Consider the following 15,910-nt stretch of genomic DNA (forward strand, 5'->3'; position numbering starts at 1 on the left):
ATGACGATCTTGAGCAAACACTTCCACCTGCTGCTAGCCCTGGCCTTCGTGCTGGCGATGCCGCTCACCATGCAGTCGGGCTCGCTCGCCAGCGAGGTGCTGATCTACGGCCTGGCGGCCATGGGCTGCAACCTGCTGCTGGGCCACACGGGGCTGCTGTCCTTCGGACAGGGCATTTTCTTCGGGCTGGGCAGCTATACCATCGCCCTCACGCTCACGCGGTGGCCGCTGCCCATGCCGCTCGCGCTGGCGCTCGCCGTGGCGGCGGGCGCGCTGGGCGCGGCCCTGGTGGGCTGGGTGGCCATCCGCCAGCGCGGCACCTACTTCGTGATGCTGACGCTCGCGTTCGCGCAGATGTTCTATTTCCTGGCCTATTCCCTCCCCAGCCTCACGGGCGGGGACAACGGCCTGATGGACATTCCGCGCCCCTCGCTGGCCGTGGGCGGGTTCACGCTGTGGCCGCTGCAGTCGCCCTGGCAGTACTACGGCTTCGTGGCGGTGGTGTTCCTGGTGGCCTTCTGGCTGCTGCAGAAGGTGTCGGCGTCGATCTTCGGGCGCACCTTGCTGGCCGTGCGCGACAACGAGGAGCGCGCGGGCGCCATCGGCTACAACCTGCGGCTGCTCAAGCTGCAGGCGTTCGTGATCTCGGGCGCGGTGACCGGCCTGGCCGGCGCGCTGCACGCCATGATGACCGGCATCGCCCCGCTGGCGAGTGCCGAGTACCACACGAGCGAGATGATCCTGGTGATGACGGTGATCGGCGGCACCGGCAACCTGCTGGCCTCGCTGCTGGGATCGGCCTTCTACCTCATCGTGGGCGACTGGCTCTCCACCTTGTGGCCGCGCTGGCTGCTGCTGCTGGGCGTGGTGCTGATGGCGGTGAGCCTGGGCATGCAGCGCGGCCTGTGGGGCCTGCTGGAATCCGCATGGGGGCGCCTGCGCGGCCTCCAGGGCGGCGCGAACGTCACCGCCGCCGGCACGGGAGACAAAGCATGACCGCCGCACCCATCCTGCTGGAAGCCATCGGCGTGGAAAAGCGCTACGACAAGTTCGCCGCGCTCTCGGGCGTGGACTTGAAGGTGCGCGCGAACACCGTGCATTCGGTGATCGGCCCCAACGGCGCGGGCAAGACCACGCTGTTTCACATGCTCACCGGCACCAAGGGCGTGAGCGGCGGGCGCATCGTGTTCGACGGCCACGACGTGACGCGCGAGCCCGACCACCGGCGCGTGCAGCGCGGCATGGCCCGCTCGTTCCAGGTCACCAGCCTGTTCCTCACCCTGCCCGTGCGCGAGAACCTGCGCCTGGCCGCGCAGGGCACCGCGCCCGCCCAGGCCCTGAACTGCTGGAGCGCGCCCGTGGGCCCTCGCTCCCGCGCCGACGTGGTGGCCAGCGTGCTGGCGCGCCTGGGCCTGGAGCGCCATGCGGACACGCCGGTCGGCAACCTCTCGCACGGGCAGCAGCGGCGGCTGGAGGTGGGCATGGCGCTGGCGGCGGGGCCGAAAGCCATCTTCCTGGACGAACCCACCTCGGGCATGGGCATCGACGACCTGGACGAGATGAAGCGCCTGATCCAGGGCCTCAAGGACGAGCACACCGTGGTGCTCATCGAGCACAACATGAACATCGTGATGGACATCTCCGACACCGTCACCGTGATGCAGCAGGGGCGCGTGCTGGCCGAGGGGCACCCGCACGCCATCCGCAGCGACGAGCGGGTGCGCAGCGCCTATCTGGGCAACATGATCACCGGGGGCAAGGCATGACGATCCTGCAGATCGAAGGGCTGCACGCCCACTACGGCAAGAGCCATGTGCTGCAGGGCGTGGACCTGCACGTGAACGATGGCGAACTGGTCACGCTGCTCGGGCGCAACGGCGCGGGCAAGACCACCACGCTCAAGGCCATCTGCGGCGTGGTGCCGCCCAGCCAGGGGCGCGTGCGCTTCATGGGCGACGACGTGCAGGGCCTGCCCGCGCACCGCATCGCCCAGCGCGGCGTGTGCCTGGTGCCGGAGCACCGGGGCATCTTCCGGCTGCTCACGGTGGAAGAGAACCTGCTGCTGGGCCTGCGCAAGCAGTCGCCCTGGCAACTGGCCGACATCTACCGCATCTTTCCACGCCTCAAGGAGCGGCGCCGCAACGGCGGCGGGCAGCTGTCGGGCGGTGAGCAGCAGATGCTGGCCATCGGCCGCGCGCTGATGAACGCGCCGCGCCTGCTCATGCTCGACGAGCCCGTGGAGGGCCTGGCCCCTGTGATCGTCGAGGAGATCGTGGCCCAGCTCCAAGCCATCAAGGCCGCCGGCGTGGCCATCCTGCTGGTGGAGCAGAACCTGGAGGTCTGCACCCAGCTGGCCGACCGCCACTACATCATCGAGCAGGGGGCCATCGTGCACGAGGCCGGCAACGCCGCGTTCCTGGCCGACGAGGCCACCAAGGACCGCTACCTGGGCGTGGGCCTGGCCTGAGCCCCCTTGTTCGAAACCGGCTTTCTGCTTTCTCTTTCAGGATCACCACCGTGGACATGAAGACCCTCTCCCCTGCCCTGCAACCCCGCGTGAACGGCGCGCGCCTGTGGCAATCGCTGATGGACCTGGCCCGCATCGGCGCCACCCCCAAGGGCGGCGTGTGCCGGCTGGCGCTCACCGCGCTGGACGGCGAAGGCCGCGACCTCTTCGTGCGCTGGGCGCGCGAGGCTGGCTGCAGCGTGCGCATCGACGCCATCGGCAATCTCTTCGCGCACCGCGCGGGCCGCAACGATGCCCTGCCCCCGGTGATGACCGGCAGCCACATCGACACGCAGCCCACGGGGGGCAAGTTCGATGGCAACTACGGCGTGCTGGCCGGCCTGGAGGTGGTGCGCAGCCTGAACGATGCGGGCATCGCCACCGAGGCGCCGATCGAGGTGGCGGTGTGGACCAATGAGGAAGGCTCGCGCTTCGTGCCCGTGATGATGGGCTCGGGCGTGTTCGCCGGGGCCTTCACGCTCGAGCATGCACTGGCCCAGCGCGATGCGCAGGGCACCAGCGTGGCCGAGGCGCTGGCCGCCATCGGGTACGCCGGCACGCCAGGCCCCACGCCTGCGGTGGGCGCGTATTTCGAGGCGCACATCGAGCAGGGGCCGGTGCTGGAGGCCAACGACTGCGTGATCGGCGTGGTGCAGGGCGCGCTGGGCCAGCGCTGGTACGACGTGACCGTGCAGGGCATGGAGGCCCACGCCGGCCCCACGCCGATGGAGTTGCGCCGCGACGCGCTGCTGGCGGCGAGCCGCCTGGTGGCCGAAGTCAATCGCATCGCCCTCGACCACGCCCCGCACGCGCGCGGCACGGTGGGCGTGCTGGACGTCTTCCCCAGCTCGCGCAATGTCATCCCCGGCAGCGTGCGCATGACCGTGGACCTGCGCGCCGCCGACGACGCGGTGCTGCTGCAGATGGACGCGGCCATGCGCGCCGCCTGCGAGCGCATCGGCGCGGCCCACCGCACGCCGGTGGCCGTGGAACAGGTCGTGTACTTTCCGCCGCAGCCCTTCGCACCGGCGCTGGTCGAGGGCGTGCGCGCCGACGCCCAGGCCCTGGGCTACACCGCCATGGACGTGGTGAGCGGCGCAGGGCACGACGCCGTGTACCTGGCGCGCCTGGCGCCCACTGCCATGGTCTTCGTGCCCTGCGCGGACGGCATCAGCCACAACGAGATCGAAGACGCCAAGCCCGAGCACCTGGAGGCCGGCTGCAACGTGCTGCTGCAGGCCATGCTGCGCAGCGCGGGGGTGGCGGCATGAAGATCCTGATCGCGCGGCTCAACCACGAGACCAACACCTTCTCGCCCGTGCCCACGCCGCTGGAGGCCTTTTCGCCCGCCTATGGCGCGCAGGCGCTGCAGGAGAACGAGGGCATGCGCACGGCCATGGCGGCGTTCATCGACCTGGCCAAGGGGCTGGGCGCCACGCTGGTCACGCCCGTGTCGGCCATGGCCAACCCCAGCGGGCCGGTGCATGCCGCCGCCTACGACGAACTGACCCGCCGCATCGTGGACGCCGCCCCGGGCTGCGATGCCATCCTGCTGGACCTGCACGGCGCCATGGTGGCCGAGAACAGCCCCGACGGCGAAGGCGACCTGCTGGAGCGCTTGCGGGCCGCTGCACCGGGCGTGCCCGTCGGCGTGGCGCTGGACCTGCACGGCAACATCACGCCCAAGATGGTCGCCAACGCCGACGTGATGGTGGGCTTCAAGACCTACCCGCACATCGACATGTACGAAACCGGCGAACACACCGGGCGCCTGCTGCTGGCCATGCTGCACGGCCAGGCGCGCTACACCGTGCGCTGGCACCCGCTGCCCATGATGGGCCACACGCTGCGCAGCACCACGCTGCAGGGCGCCATGCTGCGCGCGGTGGACGCGGCCCGCGCGGCCGAGGCGGGCGGCATTCCGGCGGTGACGGTGTTCGCCGGCTTTTCGCTCGCCGACATCGAGGCGCCGTGCATGAGCGTGGTGGTCACGGCCCCGGCCGACGATCCCGAGCCGGCCCAGGCGGCCGCCGACCGCATCGCCGCCGCCATCTGGAGCGAGCGCGCCGAGTTCGTCTACGACAGCGAGCCGCTAGACCAGTCCCTGCAGCGCGCGCAGGCCCTGGCCGTGGGCGCGGACCGCCCGGTGCTGCTGCTGGACCACAGCGACAACTGCATGTCCGGCGGCACCTGCGATGCGATGGACGTGCTGCAGGCGGCGCTCGCCAACGGCCTGGAAGACATCGCCGTGGGCCCGCTGTGCGACCCCGGGGCGGTCGCCGAACTGGTGGCGGCCGGCGTCGGCGCGCGCGTTGCCGTGCGGCTGGGCAACAAGGTGCCGCTCACGCAACTCGGCGTGGCCAAGGCGCCCGTGGCGGTCGAGGGCACGGTGGTGGCCGTCAGCGACGGCGAATACACCGTGACCGGCCCCATCTACACCGGCCAGCGCTGCGCCATGGGGCGCACGGTGCTGTTCGATACCGGCGCGGCGCGCATCGTGGTGACCGAGCGCACGCACGAGCCGTGGGACCTGGGCGTTTTCTCCTGCGTGGGCCTGGACCCCACGGCCCACCGCTTCGTGCTGCTCAAGTCGCGCATGTACTGCCGCCCGGTGTTCGTGCCGCTGTCGCACGCGCTGGTCGAGTGCGACAGCCCCACGGGGGTGACGAGCTCCAACTACGCGCTGTTCCCGTTCAGGAAAGTGCGCCGGCCGGTGTTCCCGCTCGATCCGGCCTGAGCGGCGCGTTGCGTGTTGGGACGGGCGGCGGGGCGCCGCAGGTCACGGGTGTTTCACCCGGATTAAGCACAATTGCGTACCAGGGTATGGATGGCGGGCTGACTACAATCGCACACCCTAAGAACCTACAACCGCCCCGAAGCGCCCTGGCGGCGCGGCCTGGCACTCTTCCCAGAGCTGGAGACCTTGATGTCCGAGACCCCACCGGTGAACCCGACGCCCGACAAACGTGCTTTGCTGCGGCGTGCCGCCCTCGAGTACCACGAGTTTCCCAAGCCCGGCAAGATCGCGATCGCCGCCACCAAGCAGATGGTCAACCAGCACGACCTGGCCCTGGCCTACTCGCCCGGCGTCGCCGCCCCCTGCGAGGAAATCGTCAAGGACCCCAACGCCGCCTTCAAGTACACGAGCCGCGGCAATCTGGTGGGCGTGGTCACCAACGGCACGGCGGTTCTCGGACTGGGCGACATCGGCGCGCTGGCTTCCAAGCCCGTCATGGAAGGCAAGGGCGTCCTGTTCAAGAAGTTCGCCGGCGTGGACGTGTTCGACATCGAGATCAACGAGAAGGACCCGGTCAAGCTCGTCGAGGTCATCGCCGCGCTGGAGCCGACCTTCGGCGCCATCAACCTGGAAGACATCAAGGCGCCCGAGTGCTTCTACGTGGAGCGCGAGTTGCGCAAGCGGCTGAACATCCCCGTCTTCCACGACGACCAGCACGGCACCGCCATCACGGTGGCCGCCGCTATGCTCAACGCCCTGAAGGTGGTGAACAAGGACATCAGTTCCGTGCGCCTCGTCACCTCGGGCGCTGGTGCCGCAGCACTCGCCTGCCTGAACCTGCTGCTGAAGGTGGGCCTGAAGCGCGAGAACGTGTTCGTCACCGACCTGGCCGGCGTGGTCTACGAGGGCCGCACCGAGCTGATGGACGAGGACAAGATCCTGTTCGCCCAGAAGACCGAAGCCCGCAGCCTGTCCGAAGTCATTGAGGGCGCCGACGTGTTCCTGGGCCTCTCCGCTGGCGGCGTGCTCAAGCCCGCCATGGTGGCCAAGATGGCCGCGCGCCCGGTCATCTTCGCGCTGGCCAATCCCAATCCCGAGATCACGCCTGAAGACGCCCACGCCGTGCGCGGCGACGTCGTGATGGCGACCGGCCGCACGGACTACCCGAACCAGGTCAACAACGTCCTGTGCTTCCCATACATCTTCCGCGGTGCGCTGGACTGCGGCGCGACGACGATCACGCTGGAGATGGAAATCGCCGCCGTGCACGCCATCGCCGAGCTGGCCCAGGCCGAGCAGAGCGAGGTGGTGGCCGCCGCATACGTGGGCGAGCCGCTGGCCTTCGGCCCCGAATACCTGATCCCCAAGCCGTTCGACCCACGGTTGATGATGAAGATCGCCCCGGCCGTGGCCCAGGCCGCCGCCGACAGCGGCGTGGCCCTGCGCCCGATCACCGACATGGACGCGTACCGCGACCATCTGCAGACGTTCGTGTATGCCTCCGGCACCACGATGAAGCCCATCTTCACCGCCGCCAAGACGGCTGCCAAGAAGCGCGTGGCCTATGCCGAGGGCGAGGAAGAACGCGTGTTGCGCGCCGCGCAGATCGTGGTGGACGAGAAAATCGCACGGCCCACGCTCATCGGGCGCCCGTCCATCATCGCGCAGCGCATCGAGAAGTTCGGCCTGCGCCTGAAGGAAGGCGTGGACTACGACGTGGTCAATGTCGAGAACGACCACCGCTACCGCGACTTCTGGCAGACCTACCACCGCATGACCGAGCGCAAGGGCATCACCGTGCCCATCGCCAAGATCGAGATGCGCCGCCGCCTGGCGCTGATCGGCTCCATGCTGTTGCACAAGGGCGAGGTCGATGGCCTCATCGTCGGCACCTGGGGCCACACGGCGCTGCACCTGAACTACATCGACCAGGTGATCGGCAAGCGCGCCGGCGTGAACACCTATGCCTGCATGAACGGCCTGCTGCTGCCCGACCGGCAGGTGTTCCTGGTAGACACGCACGTCAACTACGACCCGACGGCCGAGCAACTGGCCGAGATCACCGTCATGGCGGCCGAAGAGATGATGCGCTTCGGCATCAAGCCCAAGGCCGCGCTGCTGTCGCACTCCAACTTCGGCAGCAGCAACCAGCCGAGCGCCGTCAAGATGCGCCAAACCCTCGACCTGCTGCGCATTCAGGCGCCGTGGCTTGAAGTGGATGGCGAGATGCACGGCGATGTCGCTCTGGATGCGGCCCAGCGCGCCATGGTCATGCCCCACAGCACGCTCGCCGGCAGTGCCAACCTGCTGGTCCTGCCCAACATCGATGCGGCCAACATTTCCTACAACCTGCTCAAGACGGCGGCTGGCGGTGGCATCGCCATCGGCCCCGTGCTGCTGGGCGCGGCGGAACCGGTGCACATCCTGACAGCCAGCGCCACCGTGCGCCGCATCGTCAACATGACGGCACTCACGGTGGCTGATGCAAATGCCTCCCGGTAGAGCGGTGATGACGTAGCAAGCGCTAACTTTTAGACGCGTTTGGCCTTGAAAGCGCCTGCCCATTTATTGGGCAGGCGCTTGCTTTTTGGGGGCGATTAAGTCAAACTAACGGCTCGAAATTTCGGGTAAACCCGTAGTTTCTGAAAGGTGTAGTTGATGCTGAAGGCTATCGCCATCCAGGCGTACAAGACAGGTCTTGCGTGCGTACTGGGTGCCGCGTTCGTTCTGGTCCCGACCACGGGACAGGCCCGAAAACCCCCGTCTTCTGACGGAGTGACCACCATCGCACTGGCCGAGTTGCCCCCGCAAGGGCGGGCGACCTACGGGCTCATTCGCGAAGGTGGACCATTTCCTTACGACAAGGATGGTTCGGTGTTCGGCAATCGCGAACGGTTGCTGCCCCCGGAAAAACGGGGCTATTACCGCGAATACACCGTCAGAACGCCGGGTGCAAAGAACCGTGGTGCCCGGCGCATCGTGTGCGGAGGAGCGCCCCGCGTTCCCGATGCCTGCTACTACACCGGCGACCACTACGCGAGCTTTCGAAAAATTGTTGAATGACGCTGGACGCCAAAAGCGCTCGCCGGCATTGCCGCGATCGGTTGCCCGCCTGTCGGCCCCCCGCCTTGGTGGCGGGCCGCTGGACCGAACTTCCGGATATTCCTCATTGGTGACTACATAAAGAAAGAGCAGCGGAGATGGAAATGCCACTTCGTAACGATCAGGAAAACCCATTGCGTGGCGTGCGCCCCAACATCGTGCAGTCTATTCGCGCTTTTCGCGTGCAAGACCTGCAAGAGTCGGCCAAGGCGCTCGGCCAACACTTCCTGTACGCCAACCTTGCACACGCACAAACCAAACAGGACGTGCTGGACCTGATCGCAGGCCAGTTCATGTTCCCGGCGCACTTCGGAAAGAATTTCGACGCGCTGTACGACTGCATGACGGACCCATTGCATAAATCGGGCCCGCAACCGGGCTTCATCGTGGTGCTGGAGCAGATCCCGACCACGGTGAAGTTCGACAAGGAAGCACGCGAGCAATTGCTCGACATCTTCCGGGAAGCGGCGGACTACTGGAGCGATCGAAAGATACCGTTCCGGTGTTTCTATTCTTTTCTGTAGCCCGTTCTGCATCCACCAGCCAGGCAGAACGGGCGAACGAGGCTAACGAGACCGCCGCAGCGCAGCCCATTGAAATCGCAGTCGATCCTTCCGCGGAAAAAATGCCGACCGACAAGCTCGTCGACGTATCGCCCCTGGCGCTGCGCATGAGCAGCCCGTTCAACGCGGGTTATTGGCTTGCCGCCGCTTGATCCCAGGCGGTAGTGCGCAGCAGGCGAGGCCCTCAGGCCAATGCTTGCCGCGTTTGACCCTTTTCAGTGCAGGGGGCTGGGTGGCCCGGTCCCCGCATTGCACCGCCTGCGCTCAGGCAGGGTGCAGTGACTGAGCCAGGGCCACGTACTCGTGCACCGGCACTTCCTCGGCCCGGCGCTGGGTGTCGAAGGTGCCCGGGAAGGCGCGCTCTTGCAGCCAGCGGCCCAGCGTGTGCCGCAGCAGCTTGCGGCGTTGGCTGAAGGCCACCTGCACCAGTTCCGACAGCAGCGCCGGCGATACGGGGGCCGGCGAGGCGTGCGGCACCATGCGCACGACGGCGCTGTCCACGCGCGGCGGCGGATCGAAGCTCTCCGGCGGCACGAACAGCACATCCTCCATCGCATAGCGCCACTGCAGCATGACCGACAGCCGCCCGTAGTCGCCCGTGGAGGGGCTCGCTACCATGCGGTCGATCACTTCCTTTTGCAGCATGAAATGCTGGTCTTCGATGACATGCACCTGCTCCAGCAAATGGAACAGGATGGGCGTGGAGATGTTGTACGGCAGGTTGCCGACCACGCGCACCTTGGGCGCGTTCAGCGACTGGGCGACCTGGGCGAAGTCCACCTTCAGCACGTCGGATTCGATCACGTCCAGTTGGCCGTGCAGGCGCAGCCGCGCTGCCAGGTCGCGGTCCAGCTCGATCACGGTGAGGCGCCCCAGGCGCTCGACCAGCGGCTGCGTGAGGGCGGCCAGGCCGGGGCCGATCTCCACCATGGGCTGGCCCGGCTCCGGGCCGATGGCGCGCACGATGGCATCGATGATGCCGTGGTCCGACAGGAAATGCTGGCCGAAGCGCTTGCGCGGGATGTGCTTCATGGCGCTGCGCGGCGAAGGCGCGTGGGCAGGCGGCGTGTCATTGCGGCGGATCGCGGTATTCCACGTACGCGCGGGCCCGGGCTTCCTGGGCCCAGGTGGCGTAGGCCTCGTCCAGCTTCTTTTCGCGCACCACGTCGCGCACCATGTCGCGCTGTTCGCGCTGGGTGAGCTTGGCCTCGCGGCGCTCCAGCAGCTGGATCAGGTGCACGCCGAACCGCGTGACGATGGGCTCGCTGATCTCGCCGGGCTTGAGCGCATTGAGCGCTTCCTCGAATTCGGGCACGTAGCGGCCCGGGCTGGCCCAGCCGAGGTCTCCGCCCTGCTTGGAGCTACCGTCCTGCGAGTTCTCGCGCGCGAGCGTGGCGAAGTCCGCCTGGCCCGCCAGGATGCGCCGGCGGTAGTCAGCCAGCCGTGCGGCCGCCGCGGTCTCGGTCAGCTGCGGATTGGCGCGCAGCAAGATGTGCCGCGCATGGCTTTGCACCGCCACGGTGGGGGCCGCGGCATTGGTCTTTTCCACTACTTTCAGCACGTGGAACCCGGCTGGCGACCGCACGGGGCCGACGATGCCGCCCACGGGCGTCTGCTGGGTCGAGCGCACGAAGAGCTCGGGGTAGCGATCGGCGGGGCGCAGGCCCAGCAGGCCGCCGGAGGCGCCTTCGGCCGCATCGGAGAACTCGCGCGCGACCTTGCCGAAATCGTCGCCGGCACGCACCTTGTCGGCCGCCTGCTGCGCGCGCAGCCGGCGCTGCTCCACGACCTCGGGGCTTGCGTTCTCGGGCACGAGCACCAGGATGTGGCCCAGGTTCAGTTCGACCTTGGCGGGATCGGAGGCGGACTGCTGCTCGCGCAGGTACTGGTCCACGTCCAGGTCGCTCACGCGCACCCGGGCTTCGACGTCGCGCTCGCGCAGGCGCTGCACCAGCAGCTGGTTGCGCAGTTCTTCGCGGAAGCGGTCCTTGCTGATGCCGTCGATCGCGAGGCGGCGGTGCATTTCCTCCAGGCTCACGTTGTTCTGGCGCGCCACCGACTGTTCGGCCTGGGAGACGGCGATGTCGTCCACCTTGATGCCGCTCTCGTTGGCCATCTGCACCTGGATCTTTTCATTGATCACGCGCTCGAGCACTTCGCGCGCCACCACATCGCGGGACGGGCGCTCGCCGCCCTGGGCGGCCAGCTGCTGCTCGACGCGGGCCACGCGGGTCTGCACCTCGTTGTTGGTGATGGGCGCGGTGTTGACCACGGCCACGATGTAGTCGGCCTGGCGGATGCCGCTGCGGTCCGCGCCGGTGCGGGCGTCCGGCACGGTGACGGGCGGCAGGGCGCGCGAGGACAGCCCGGTACCGCCGGTGCCGCTGGCAGCGCCCGAGGCGCGCAGTCCTTGCGCGGAGGCGCCCGCGGGTGCGAGGGAGGCCAGGGTGGCCAGGCACACCAGGCCCAGGGTGAAAGCGCGATGGTTCATGTGGTTGGCAGGTGTCGGGTTAGTCGTAATTGGTGAAGCGGCTGGGCGTGCTGGTCTGCTCGCGCAGGTACTGGTAGCGCGGAATGTTCTGCTTCAGGCTGGTGAGGGGGTTGGAGCCGAGCGAGAGGCGGGAAAAGCCCACGAACTCGATCTGGAACAGCAGCCGGGTGTTGGCGGTGGTCACGCTGCTTTGCAGGCGCTCGAGCACCACGCGGCCGACCCAGCAGCAGCTGTCGTATTCGAAGCCCACCACGGTGTCCACCAGCTTGCGGTCCTGCATGCTGTAGTTCAGGCGGCCCACGGTGTACCAGCGGCCGGGGCCCTGCCCGCGGCCCGGGCCGAGGTCCTGGCCCTTGTCGCCCCACAGGTCGTTGATGGGCCATTGCCAGCCCACGTCGATCTGCTCGCTGGTGCCGCGCTGCAGGCGGTAGGCGGCGCTGATGACGCGGTAGGCGCTGGGGTTGTAGCGCGCGCCCACGGTGGAGCGGATGGAGCGGCCCGTCTTGGGGTTGTACTGCACCGTGGAGTCGAAGCCCCACTGCTTCGTCCAGTTCAGGCCCGCGCCCAGCAGCACGTCCGACAGCCGTTCGCTGACGGTGGACTCGCCGGGCAGCACGACCTTCTGGTCCGAGAACCGCACCCGCTGGGCGATGCCGAAGCGGGCCGCCTCGGCGCCGTCGTCCGGGTCCAGCAGCCGCGTGGTCACGCCCAGGGTGAGCAGGTTGTTGTCGGCCAGGCGGTCGTTGCCGCCATAGCCGTTCTCGGTGTAGATGGTGGCGAAGTTGAAGTCGTTCGCCGCCGTGTCGTACACCGGCAGCAGGCTCTGATCGCGGTAGGGCGTGTAGGTGTAGAAGGCGCGCGGCTCCAGCGTCTGCAGGAAGTTGCGGCCGAAGTAGCGCGCATCGCGCTCGAACACCAGGCCGCTGTCCAGGCTGAACGTGGGCAGCGTGCGCTGCGCGTTGCGCTGGCCGTTGGCCAGCGGGCTGTCGAACTGGTATTGCGTGGCGTGCAGCTGCACGCGCGGCGTCACGAAGCCGGCCGGTGCGAGGAACGGCCGGCTGATCTGCGCCATGGCGTAGCTGCGCTGGGCGTTGGGCTGGCCGGTCAGGGAGCGGTCCGCATGGAAGCTGGTGTAGTCGGCCTCCACGCTGGCATCGAAGCCGTAGGGCAGCATCGTGGGGTTGTAGCCCCAGCGCAGCTGCGGCATGCGGTCGTAGGGCGGCACGATGGGCGCGCTCACGTCCTGCAGCGTCTGCCACTTGAGGGTGCGCAGGCTGAGCGACATGTCGTCCTTGCCCCAGGACAGCGTGGCGTCGCCGGGCAGCAGGCGCTGGGTGAGCTGGGTCATGCCGGTCACGTTGCGCGTGAAGTCGCGCCAGTAGTTGTCGTCGCTGACCCGGCTCACGTCCATGTTGAAGTTCAGGCCGCCCAGCGGCGTGTCGAACGTGCCGCTGTGCTTGAGGCCGTAGCCCCAGCGGTCGCGGTCGCGCAGCTTGTCGGCCGGCATGTAGTCGCCGCGCAGCTCGCCCCGGTAGGTGGGCTCCAGGTAGCGGAATTCGCCGCCCAGGTTCACGCCGCGCTTGGACATGACGGTGGGCGTGATGGTGGCGTCGCGGTTGGGCGCGATGTTCCAGTAGTAAGGCTGCGCGTACTCGACGCCGCTCACGTTGTCGATGGCCACGGTGGGCGGCAGCAGCCCCGACTTGCGGCGGTCGGACAGCGGGAACGTGATGTGCGGGATGGGCAGGATGGGCAGGCCCTTGAACTCCAGCACCGCGCCGTCGGCCGTGCCCACCTGCTCTTCGTTGTCGATGCGGATCGACCGCGCGCGCAGCACCCAGTCGGGCTGCCAGGTGGCTTCGTCGTTCTTCTGGCAGGTGGTGTAGGTGGCGTTGTGCACCACCGAGCGGTCGCGGTCGATGAAGTCCACGCGGCTGGCTTCGCCGTGGGCGCCGTTCATCAGGAATCGGTAGTTGGCGGCATCGAAGTAGCCCGAGAAGGCGTCGACCCGCAGTTCCAGCTCCGAGCCCTCGTACACGTTGCCCGCGCGGTTGATGCGCACCTGGCCGCGCGCCTTGGCGAGGTCGTCGGGCACCACGTATTCCAGCCGGTCGGCGTGGATGATGGTGTCGCCGCGGCGCAGTTCGGCATTGCCTTCGACGATGGCGTTGATGTCCGGCTGGCCCGTCACGCTGTCGCCTTTCACGAAGATCGGCAGCTGCGGGCGCACGGCTTCGGGGATCTTTTCCTGCAGCAGGGGGCTGGCGCGCAGGGCGGGCGCCGCCTCGGGCACGGCCGGCGCGCCCGGCTCCGCCTCCGACTGGGCGAGCGCTGCCAGGGGCGCGCCGCACAGCATCCAGGCGATCAGGCGGGCCACCGCGCGGCGCTCGAACGCGGGCGCCGAGGGACGGCGGGCCGCAGCGCCGCGGCGGGCGGGCAGGAAGGGGGGCGTCGGTCGGAACGGATCGGGCAAGGAAGGGATGTCCATGGAATCAGCCGGTCGGCGGCGCGGAGCAGGCACCGCAGGCCACCCGGTCCGGGCAGGCCGGGTTTGTAAAATCGGATTATCCATGAGCCACCCTCCTTCCCCCATCGTGGCCGATCCGGCCCCGGCCGGCGCCGCGGCTGCCGCGCCCGCCTTTCCCGCCGTCGCCTGGCCCGACGCCGCCCGCCGCACCGCGTTCGAGGCCTGGCTGGCGCCACTGGCCGCCACGCACGGCCTGCGCCCCGCGAGCGTGCGCCCCGCCTCGGCGGACGCGAGCTTTCGCCGCTACCTGCGCATCGACGCCGCCGACGGCACCAGCCGCATCGTGATGGATGCCCCGCCGGACAAGGAGGACTGCCGCCCCTTCGCCCACGTGCAGCGCCTGATGGCCGACGCGGGCCTGCACGTGCCCGAGGTGCTGGCCTGGGACGAGGCCCACGGCTTCATGCTGCTGTCCGACCTGGGCGCGCAGACGGTCATCGAGCGGCTCGACCCCGCGGCGCCCGAGGCGGCGCACGCCTGGTACCTGCAGGCCAGCGACGTGCTGCTGCAATGGCAGCAGGCCTCGCGCCCCGGCGTGCTGCCGCCCTACGACGAGGCCCTGCTGCGGCGCGAACTGGCCCTTTTTCCCGACTGGTACCTGGCGCGCCACCGCGGCGTGGCGCTCATTGAGGCGCAGCAGGGCGTGCTCGCCAAGACCTTCGACGTGCTGGTCGCCAACAATCTGGAAGCCCCCAGCGTGTTCGTGCACCGCGACTTCATGATGCGCAACCTCATGGCGCCCCCGGCGGGCGGGCCGTTGGGCGTGCTGGATTTTCAGGACGCCGTGTATGGGCCCATCACCTACGACATCGCCAGCCTGCTGCGCGATGCGTTCATCAGCTGGGAAGAGGATTTCGTCATCGACATTACCGTGCGTTACTGGGAAAAAGCGCGAAAGTCGGGATTGGTCGGTGCGGCGAGCGCCAGCGGCTGGGGCGCGGACTTCGGCGAGTTCTACCGCGCGGTCGAATGGATGGGCCTGCAGCGGCACCTGAAGGTGGCCGGCATCTTCGCGCGGATCACGCTGCGCGACGGCAAGCCCAAGTACCTGGCGGACACTCCGCGTTTCATCGGCTACATCCGCTCGACAGCCAGCCGCTACCGCGAGCTCAAGCCGCTGCTGCGGCTGGTGGACGAGATCGAAGGCACGCAGGAAGCCACCGGCTTCGCTTTCGGAAGAGTTTGAGTCAAACCCGCTACCGCCGCAATCAGTACTAGGGCGTGTAGCTATAAAAATAGTAGCAAATGCCCCGTTTCCATTGCCCCTTGCCCTTGGCGGGCGGCGCCGCGCTGGCGCTGCCGCCCTCGGCCGCGCGCCACGTGCAGGTGCTGCGCCTGCAGCCCGGCGACGCGATCACGCTGTTCGACGGGCGCGGGGGCGAATACGCCGCCACCATCACCCGCATGGGCCGCTCCGATGTGGACGTGGAGGTCGGCGCGCACGACCCCGTGGAGCGCGAGGCCGCGCGCGCCGTGCACCTGGTGGTGGGCATGCCGGCCAACGAGCGCATGGACTGGCTCGTGGAGAAGGCCGCCGAACTGGGCGCGGCCAGCATCCAGCCGGTGGCCGCCGCGCGCAGCGTGCTCAAGCTGTCGGGCGAGCGGGCGCAAAAGCGCCAGGCCCATTGGCAGGCGATCGCTGTAGCGGCCTGCGAGCAGTGCGGGCGCAACCGGGTGCCCGAGGTGTATGCCCCGGTGGCCCTGGCCGACTGGCTGCGCGCGCAGGCGGCCGAGGCCCGCGCGCTGGAGGGCGGTCTGGCGCGCCTCGTGCTGTCGCTGCGGGACGGCTCCCGCCCGCTGCGCGAGGCGGCGGGCGCCGCCGGCCGCGTGCAGGTGCTGCACGGCCCCGAGGGCGGGCTGACCGCGCAGGAGGAAGACCTGGCGCTGGCCCACGGCTTCGCGCCGGCCAGCCTGGGCGCGCGCGTGCTGCGGGCCGAGACCGCTTCGGTCGCCGCGCTGGCGCAGCTGGCCTTCGAATGACGAC

The 15,910-nt window shown here is 68.9% G+C and carries 14 protein-coding genes; 11 read left to right on the forward strand and 3 right to left on the reverse strand.

The genetic code is table 11. The features are described 5' to 3' along the window. The 9 genes from M5C96_RS26515 (at position 1) to M5C96_RS26555 (ending at position 9,060) form a co-directional block, all read left to right on the forward strand. Positions 1 to 996: a branched-chain amino acid ABC transporter permease gene (locus M5C96_RS26515; RefSeq protein WP_272566355.1), complete on the forward strand. Its 996-nt coding sequence runs from the start codon at positions 1 to 3 to the stop codon at positions 994 to 996. Continuing rightward, positions 993 to 1,766 (forward strand): ABC transporter ATP-binding protein, encoded by a 774-nt coding sequence (locus M5C96_RS26520; RefSeq protein WP_272566356.1) that lies wholly within the window; start codon positions 993 to 995, stop codon positions 1,764 to 1,766. The genes M5C96_RS26515 and M5C96_RS26520 overlap by 4 nt, the downstream gene beginning before the upstream one ends. After that, complete coding sequence (locus tag M5C96_RS26525) at positions 1,763 to 2,467, forward strand: ABC transporter ATP-binding protein (protein WP_272550174.1); 705 nt, start codon at positions 1,763 to 1,765, stop codon at positions 2,465 to 2,467. Before M5C96_RS26520 ends, M5C96_RS26525 begins: the two co-directional genes overlap by 4 nt. A gap of 56 nt (positions 2,468 to 2,523) precedes the next feature. Beyond that, entirely contained in the window at positions 2,524 to 3,777 is a 1,254-nt protein-coding gene (locus M5C96_RS26530) for a Zn-dependent hydrolase (protein WP_272569852.1), read from the forward strand. Then, positions 3,774 to 5,243 (forward strand): M81 family metallopeptidase, encoded by a 1,470-nt coding sequence (locus M5C96_RS26535; RefSeq protein ID WP_272566358.1) that lies wholly within the window; start codon positions 3,774 to 3,776, stop codon positions 5,241 to 5,243. Before M5C96_RS26530 ends, M5C96_RS26535 begins: the two co-directional genes overlap by 4 nt. A 189-nt stretch (positions 5,244 to 5,432) precedes the next feature. Then, positions 5,433 to 7,745, forward strand: a complete 2,313-nt coding sequence (locus M5C96_RS26540; protein WP_272566359.1) for an NADP-dependent malic enzyme — start codon at positions 5,433 to 5,435, stop codon at positions 7,743 to 7,745. Between the two features lie 156 nt (positions 7,746 to 7,901). After that, positions 7,902 to 8,306 (forward strand): ribonuclease, encoded by a 405-nt coding sequence (locus M5C96_RS26545; protein ID WP_272566361.1) that lies wholly within the window; start codon positions 7,902 to 7,904, stop codon positions 8,304 to 8,306. 137 nt (positions 8,307 to 8,443) lie between these two features. Next, positions 8,444 to 8,869 (forward strand): barstar family protein, encoded by a 426-nt coding sequence (locus tag M5C96_RS26550; protein WP_092742419.1) that lies wholly within the window; start codon positions 8,444 to 8,446, stop codon positions 8,867 to 8,869. Beyond that, a complete protein-coding gene (locus tag M5C96_RS26555; RefSeq protein WP_217640151.1) occupies positions 8,848 to 9,060 on the forward strand; it encodes a hypothetical protein in 213 nt (70 codons plus the stop codon). The genes M5C96_RS26550 and M5C96_RS26555 overlap by 22 nt, the downstream gene beginning before the upstream one ends. 112 nt (positions 9,061 to 9,172) lie before the next feature. On the opposite strand, the gene rsmA is transcribed toward M5C96_RS26555, so the two are convergent. Genes rsmA through M5C96_RS26570 form a run of 3 tightly spaced genes read right to left on the reverse strand, consistent with a single transcriptional unit; the run spans position 9,173 to position 13,887 of the window. Further along, complete coding sequence (rsmA, locus tag M5C96_RS26560; RefSeq protein ID WP_272566363.1) at positions 9,173 to 9,940, reverse strand: 16S rRNA (adenine(1518)-N(6)/adenine(1519)-N(6))-dimethyltransferase RsmA; 768 nt, start codon at positions 9,938 to 9,940, stop codon at positions 9,173 to 9,175. A gap of 37 nt (positions 9,941 to 9,977) precedes the next feature. Then, on the reverse strand, positions 9,978 to 11,399 hold the full coding sequence (locus tag M5C96_RS26565; RefSeq protein WP_272566365.1) for a peptidylprolyl isomerase: 1,422 nt from the start codon (positions 11,397 to 11,399) through the stop codon (positions 9,978 to 9,980). A 19-nt stretch (positions 11,400 to 11,418) separates the two neighbouring features. Continuing rightward, positions 11,419 to 13,887 carry an LPS-assembly protein LptD gene (locus M5C96_RS26570; protein ID WP_272566366.1) on the reverse strand — a complete coding sequence of 823 codons (2,469 nt, stop codon included), beginning with the start codon at positions 13,885 to 13,887 and terminating at the stop codon, positions 11,419 to 11,421. Between the two features lie 82 nt (positions 13,888 to 13,969). On the opposite strand from M5C96_RS26570, the gene M5C96_RS26575 reads away from it, so the two are divergent. Continuing rightward, on the forward strand, positions 13,970 to 15,112 hold the full coding sequence (locus M5C96_RS26575; RefSeq protein WP_272566367.1) for an aminoglycoside phosphotransferase family protein: 1,143 nt from the start codon (positions 13,970 to 13,972) through the stop codon (positions 15,110 to 15,112). A 59-nt stretch (positions 15,113 to 15,171) separates the two neighbouring features. Then, positions 15,172 to 15,906 (forward strand): 16S rRNA (uracil(1498)-N(3))-methyltransferase, encoded by a 735-nt coding sequence (locus M5C96_RS26580; protein WP_272566368.1) that lies wholly within the window; start codon positions 15,172 to 15,174, stop codon positions 15,904 to 15,906. Positions 15,907 to 15,910 lie beyond the last annotated feature (4 nt).

The sequence above is a fragment of the Acidovorax sp. GBBC 1281 genome (genome assembly GCF_028473645.1).
Classification (GTDB): domain Bacteria; phylum Pseudomonadota; class Gammaproteobacteria; order Burkholderiales; family Burkholderiaceae_C; genus Paracidovorax.

What these genes read in the sequence shown, in the direction of transcription:
- M5C96_RS26535 (WP_272566358.1), top strand. Translation starts at nt 3,774, where the DNA reads ATGAAGATCCTGATCGCGCGGCTCAACCACGAGACCAACACCTTCTCG.
- M5C96_RS26575 (WP_272566367.1), top strand. Translation starts at nt 13,970, where the DNA reads ATGAGCCACCCTCCTTCCCCCATCGTGGCCGATCCGGCCCCGGCCGGC.
- M5C96_RS26520 (WP_272566356.1), top strand. Translation starts at nt 993, where the DNA reads ATGACCGCCGCACCCATCCTGCTGGAAGCCATCGGCGTGGAAAAGCGC.
- M5C96_RS26540 (WP_272566359.1), top strand. Translation starts at nt 5,433, where the DNA reads ATGTCCGAGACCCCACCGGTGAACCCGACGCCCGACAAACGTGCTTTG.
- M5C96_RS26530 (WP_272569852.1), top strand. Translation starts at nt 2,524, where the DNA reads ATGAAGACCCTCTCCCCTGCCCTGCAACCCCGCGTGAACGGCGCGCGC.
- M5C96_RS26515 (WP_272566355.1), top strand. Translation starts at nt 1, where the DNA reads ATGACGATCTTGAGCAAACACTTCCACCTGCTGCTAGCCCTGGCCTTC.
- M5C96_RS26565 (WP_272566365.1), bottom strand. Translation starts at nt 11,399, where the DNA reads ATGAACCATCGCGCTTTCACCCTGGGCCTGGTGTGCCTGGCCACCCTG.
- M5C96_RS26545 (WP_272566361.1), top strand. Translation starts at nt 7,902, where the DNA reads ATGCTGAAGGCTATCGCCATCCAGGCGTACAAGACAGGTCTTGCGTGC.
- M5C96_RS26580 (WP_272566368.1), top strand. Translation starts at nt 15,172, where the DNA reads ATGCCCCGTTTCCATTGCCCCTTGCCCTTGGCGGGCGGCGCCGCGCTG.
- rsmA (WP_272566363.1), bottom strand. Translation starts at nt 9,940, where the DNA reads ATGAAGCACATCCCGCGCAAGCGCTTCGGCCAGCATTTCCTGTCGGAC.
- M5C96_RS26570 (WP_272566366.1), bottom strand. Translation starts at nt 13,887, where the DNA reads ATGGACATCCCTTCCTTGCCCGATCCGTTCCGACCGACGCCCCCCTTC.
- M5C96_RS26525 (WP_272550174.1), top strand. Translation starts at nt 1,763, where the DNA reads ATGACGATCCTGCAGATCGAAGGGCTGCACGCCCACTACGGCAAGAGC.
- M5C96_RS26550 (WP_092742419.1), top strand. Translation starts at nt 8,444, where the DNA reads ATGGAAATGCCACTTCGTAACGATCAGGAAAACCCATTGCGTGGCGTG.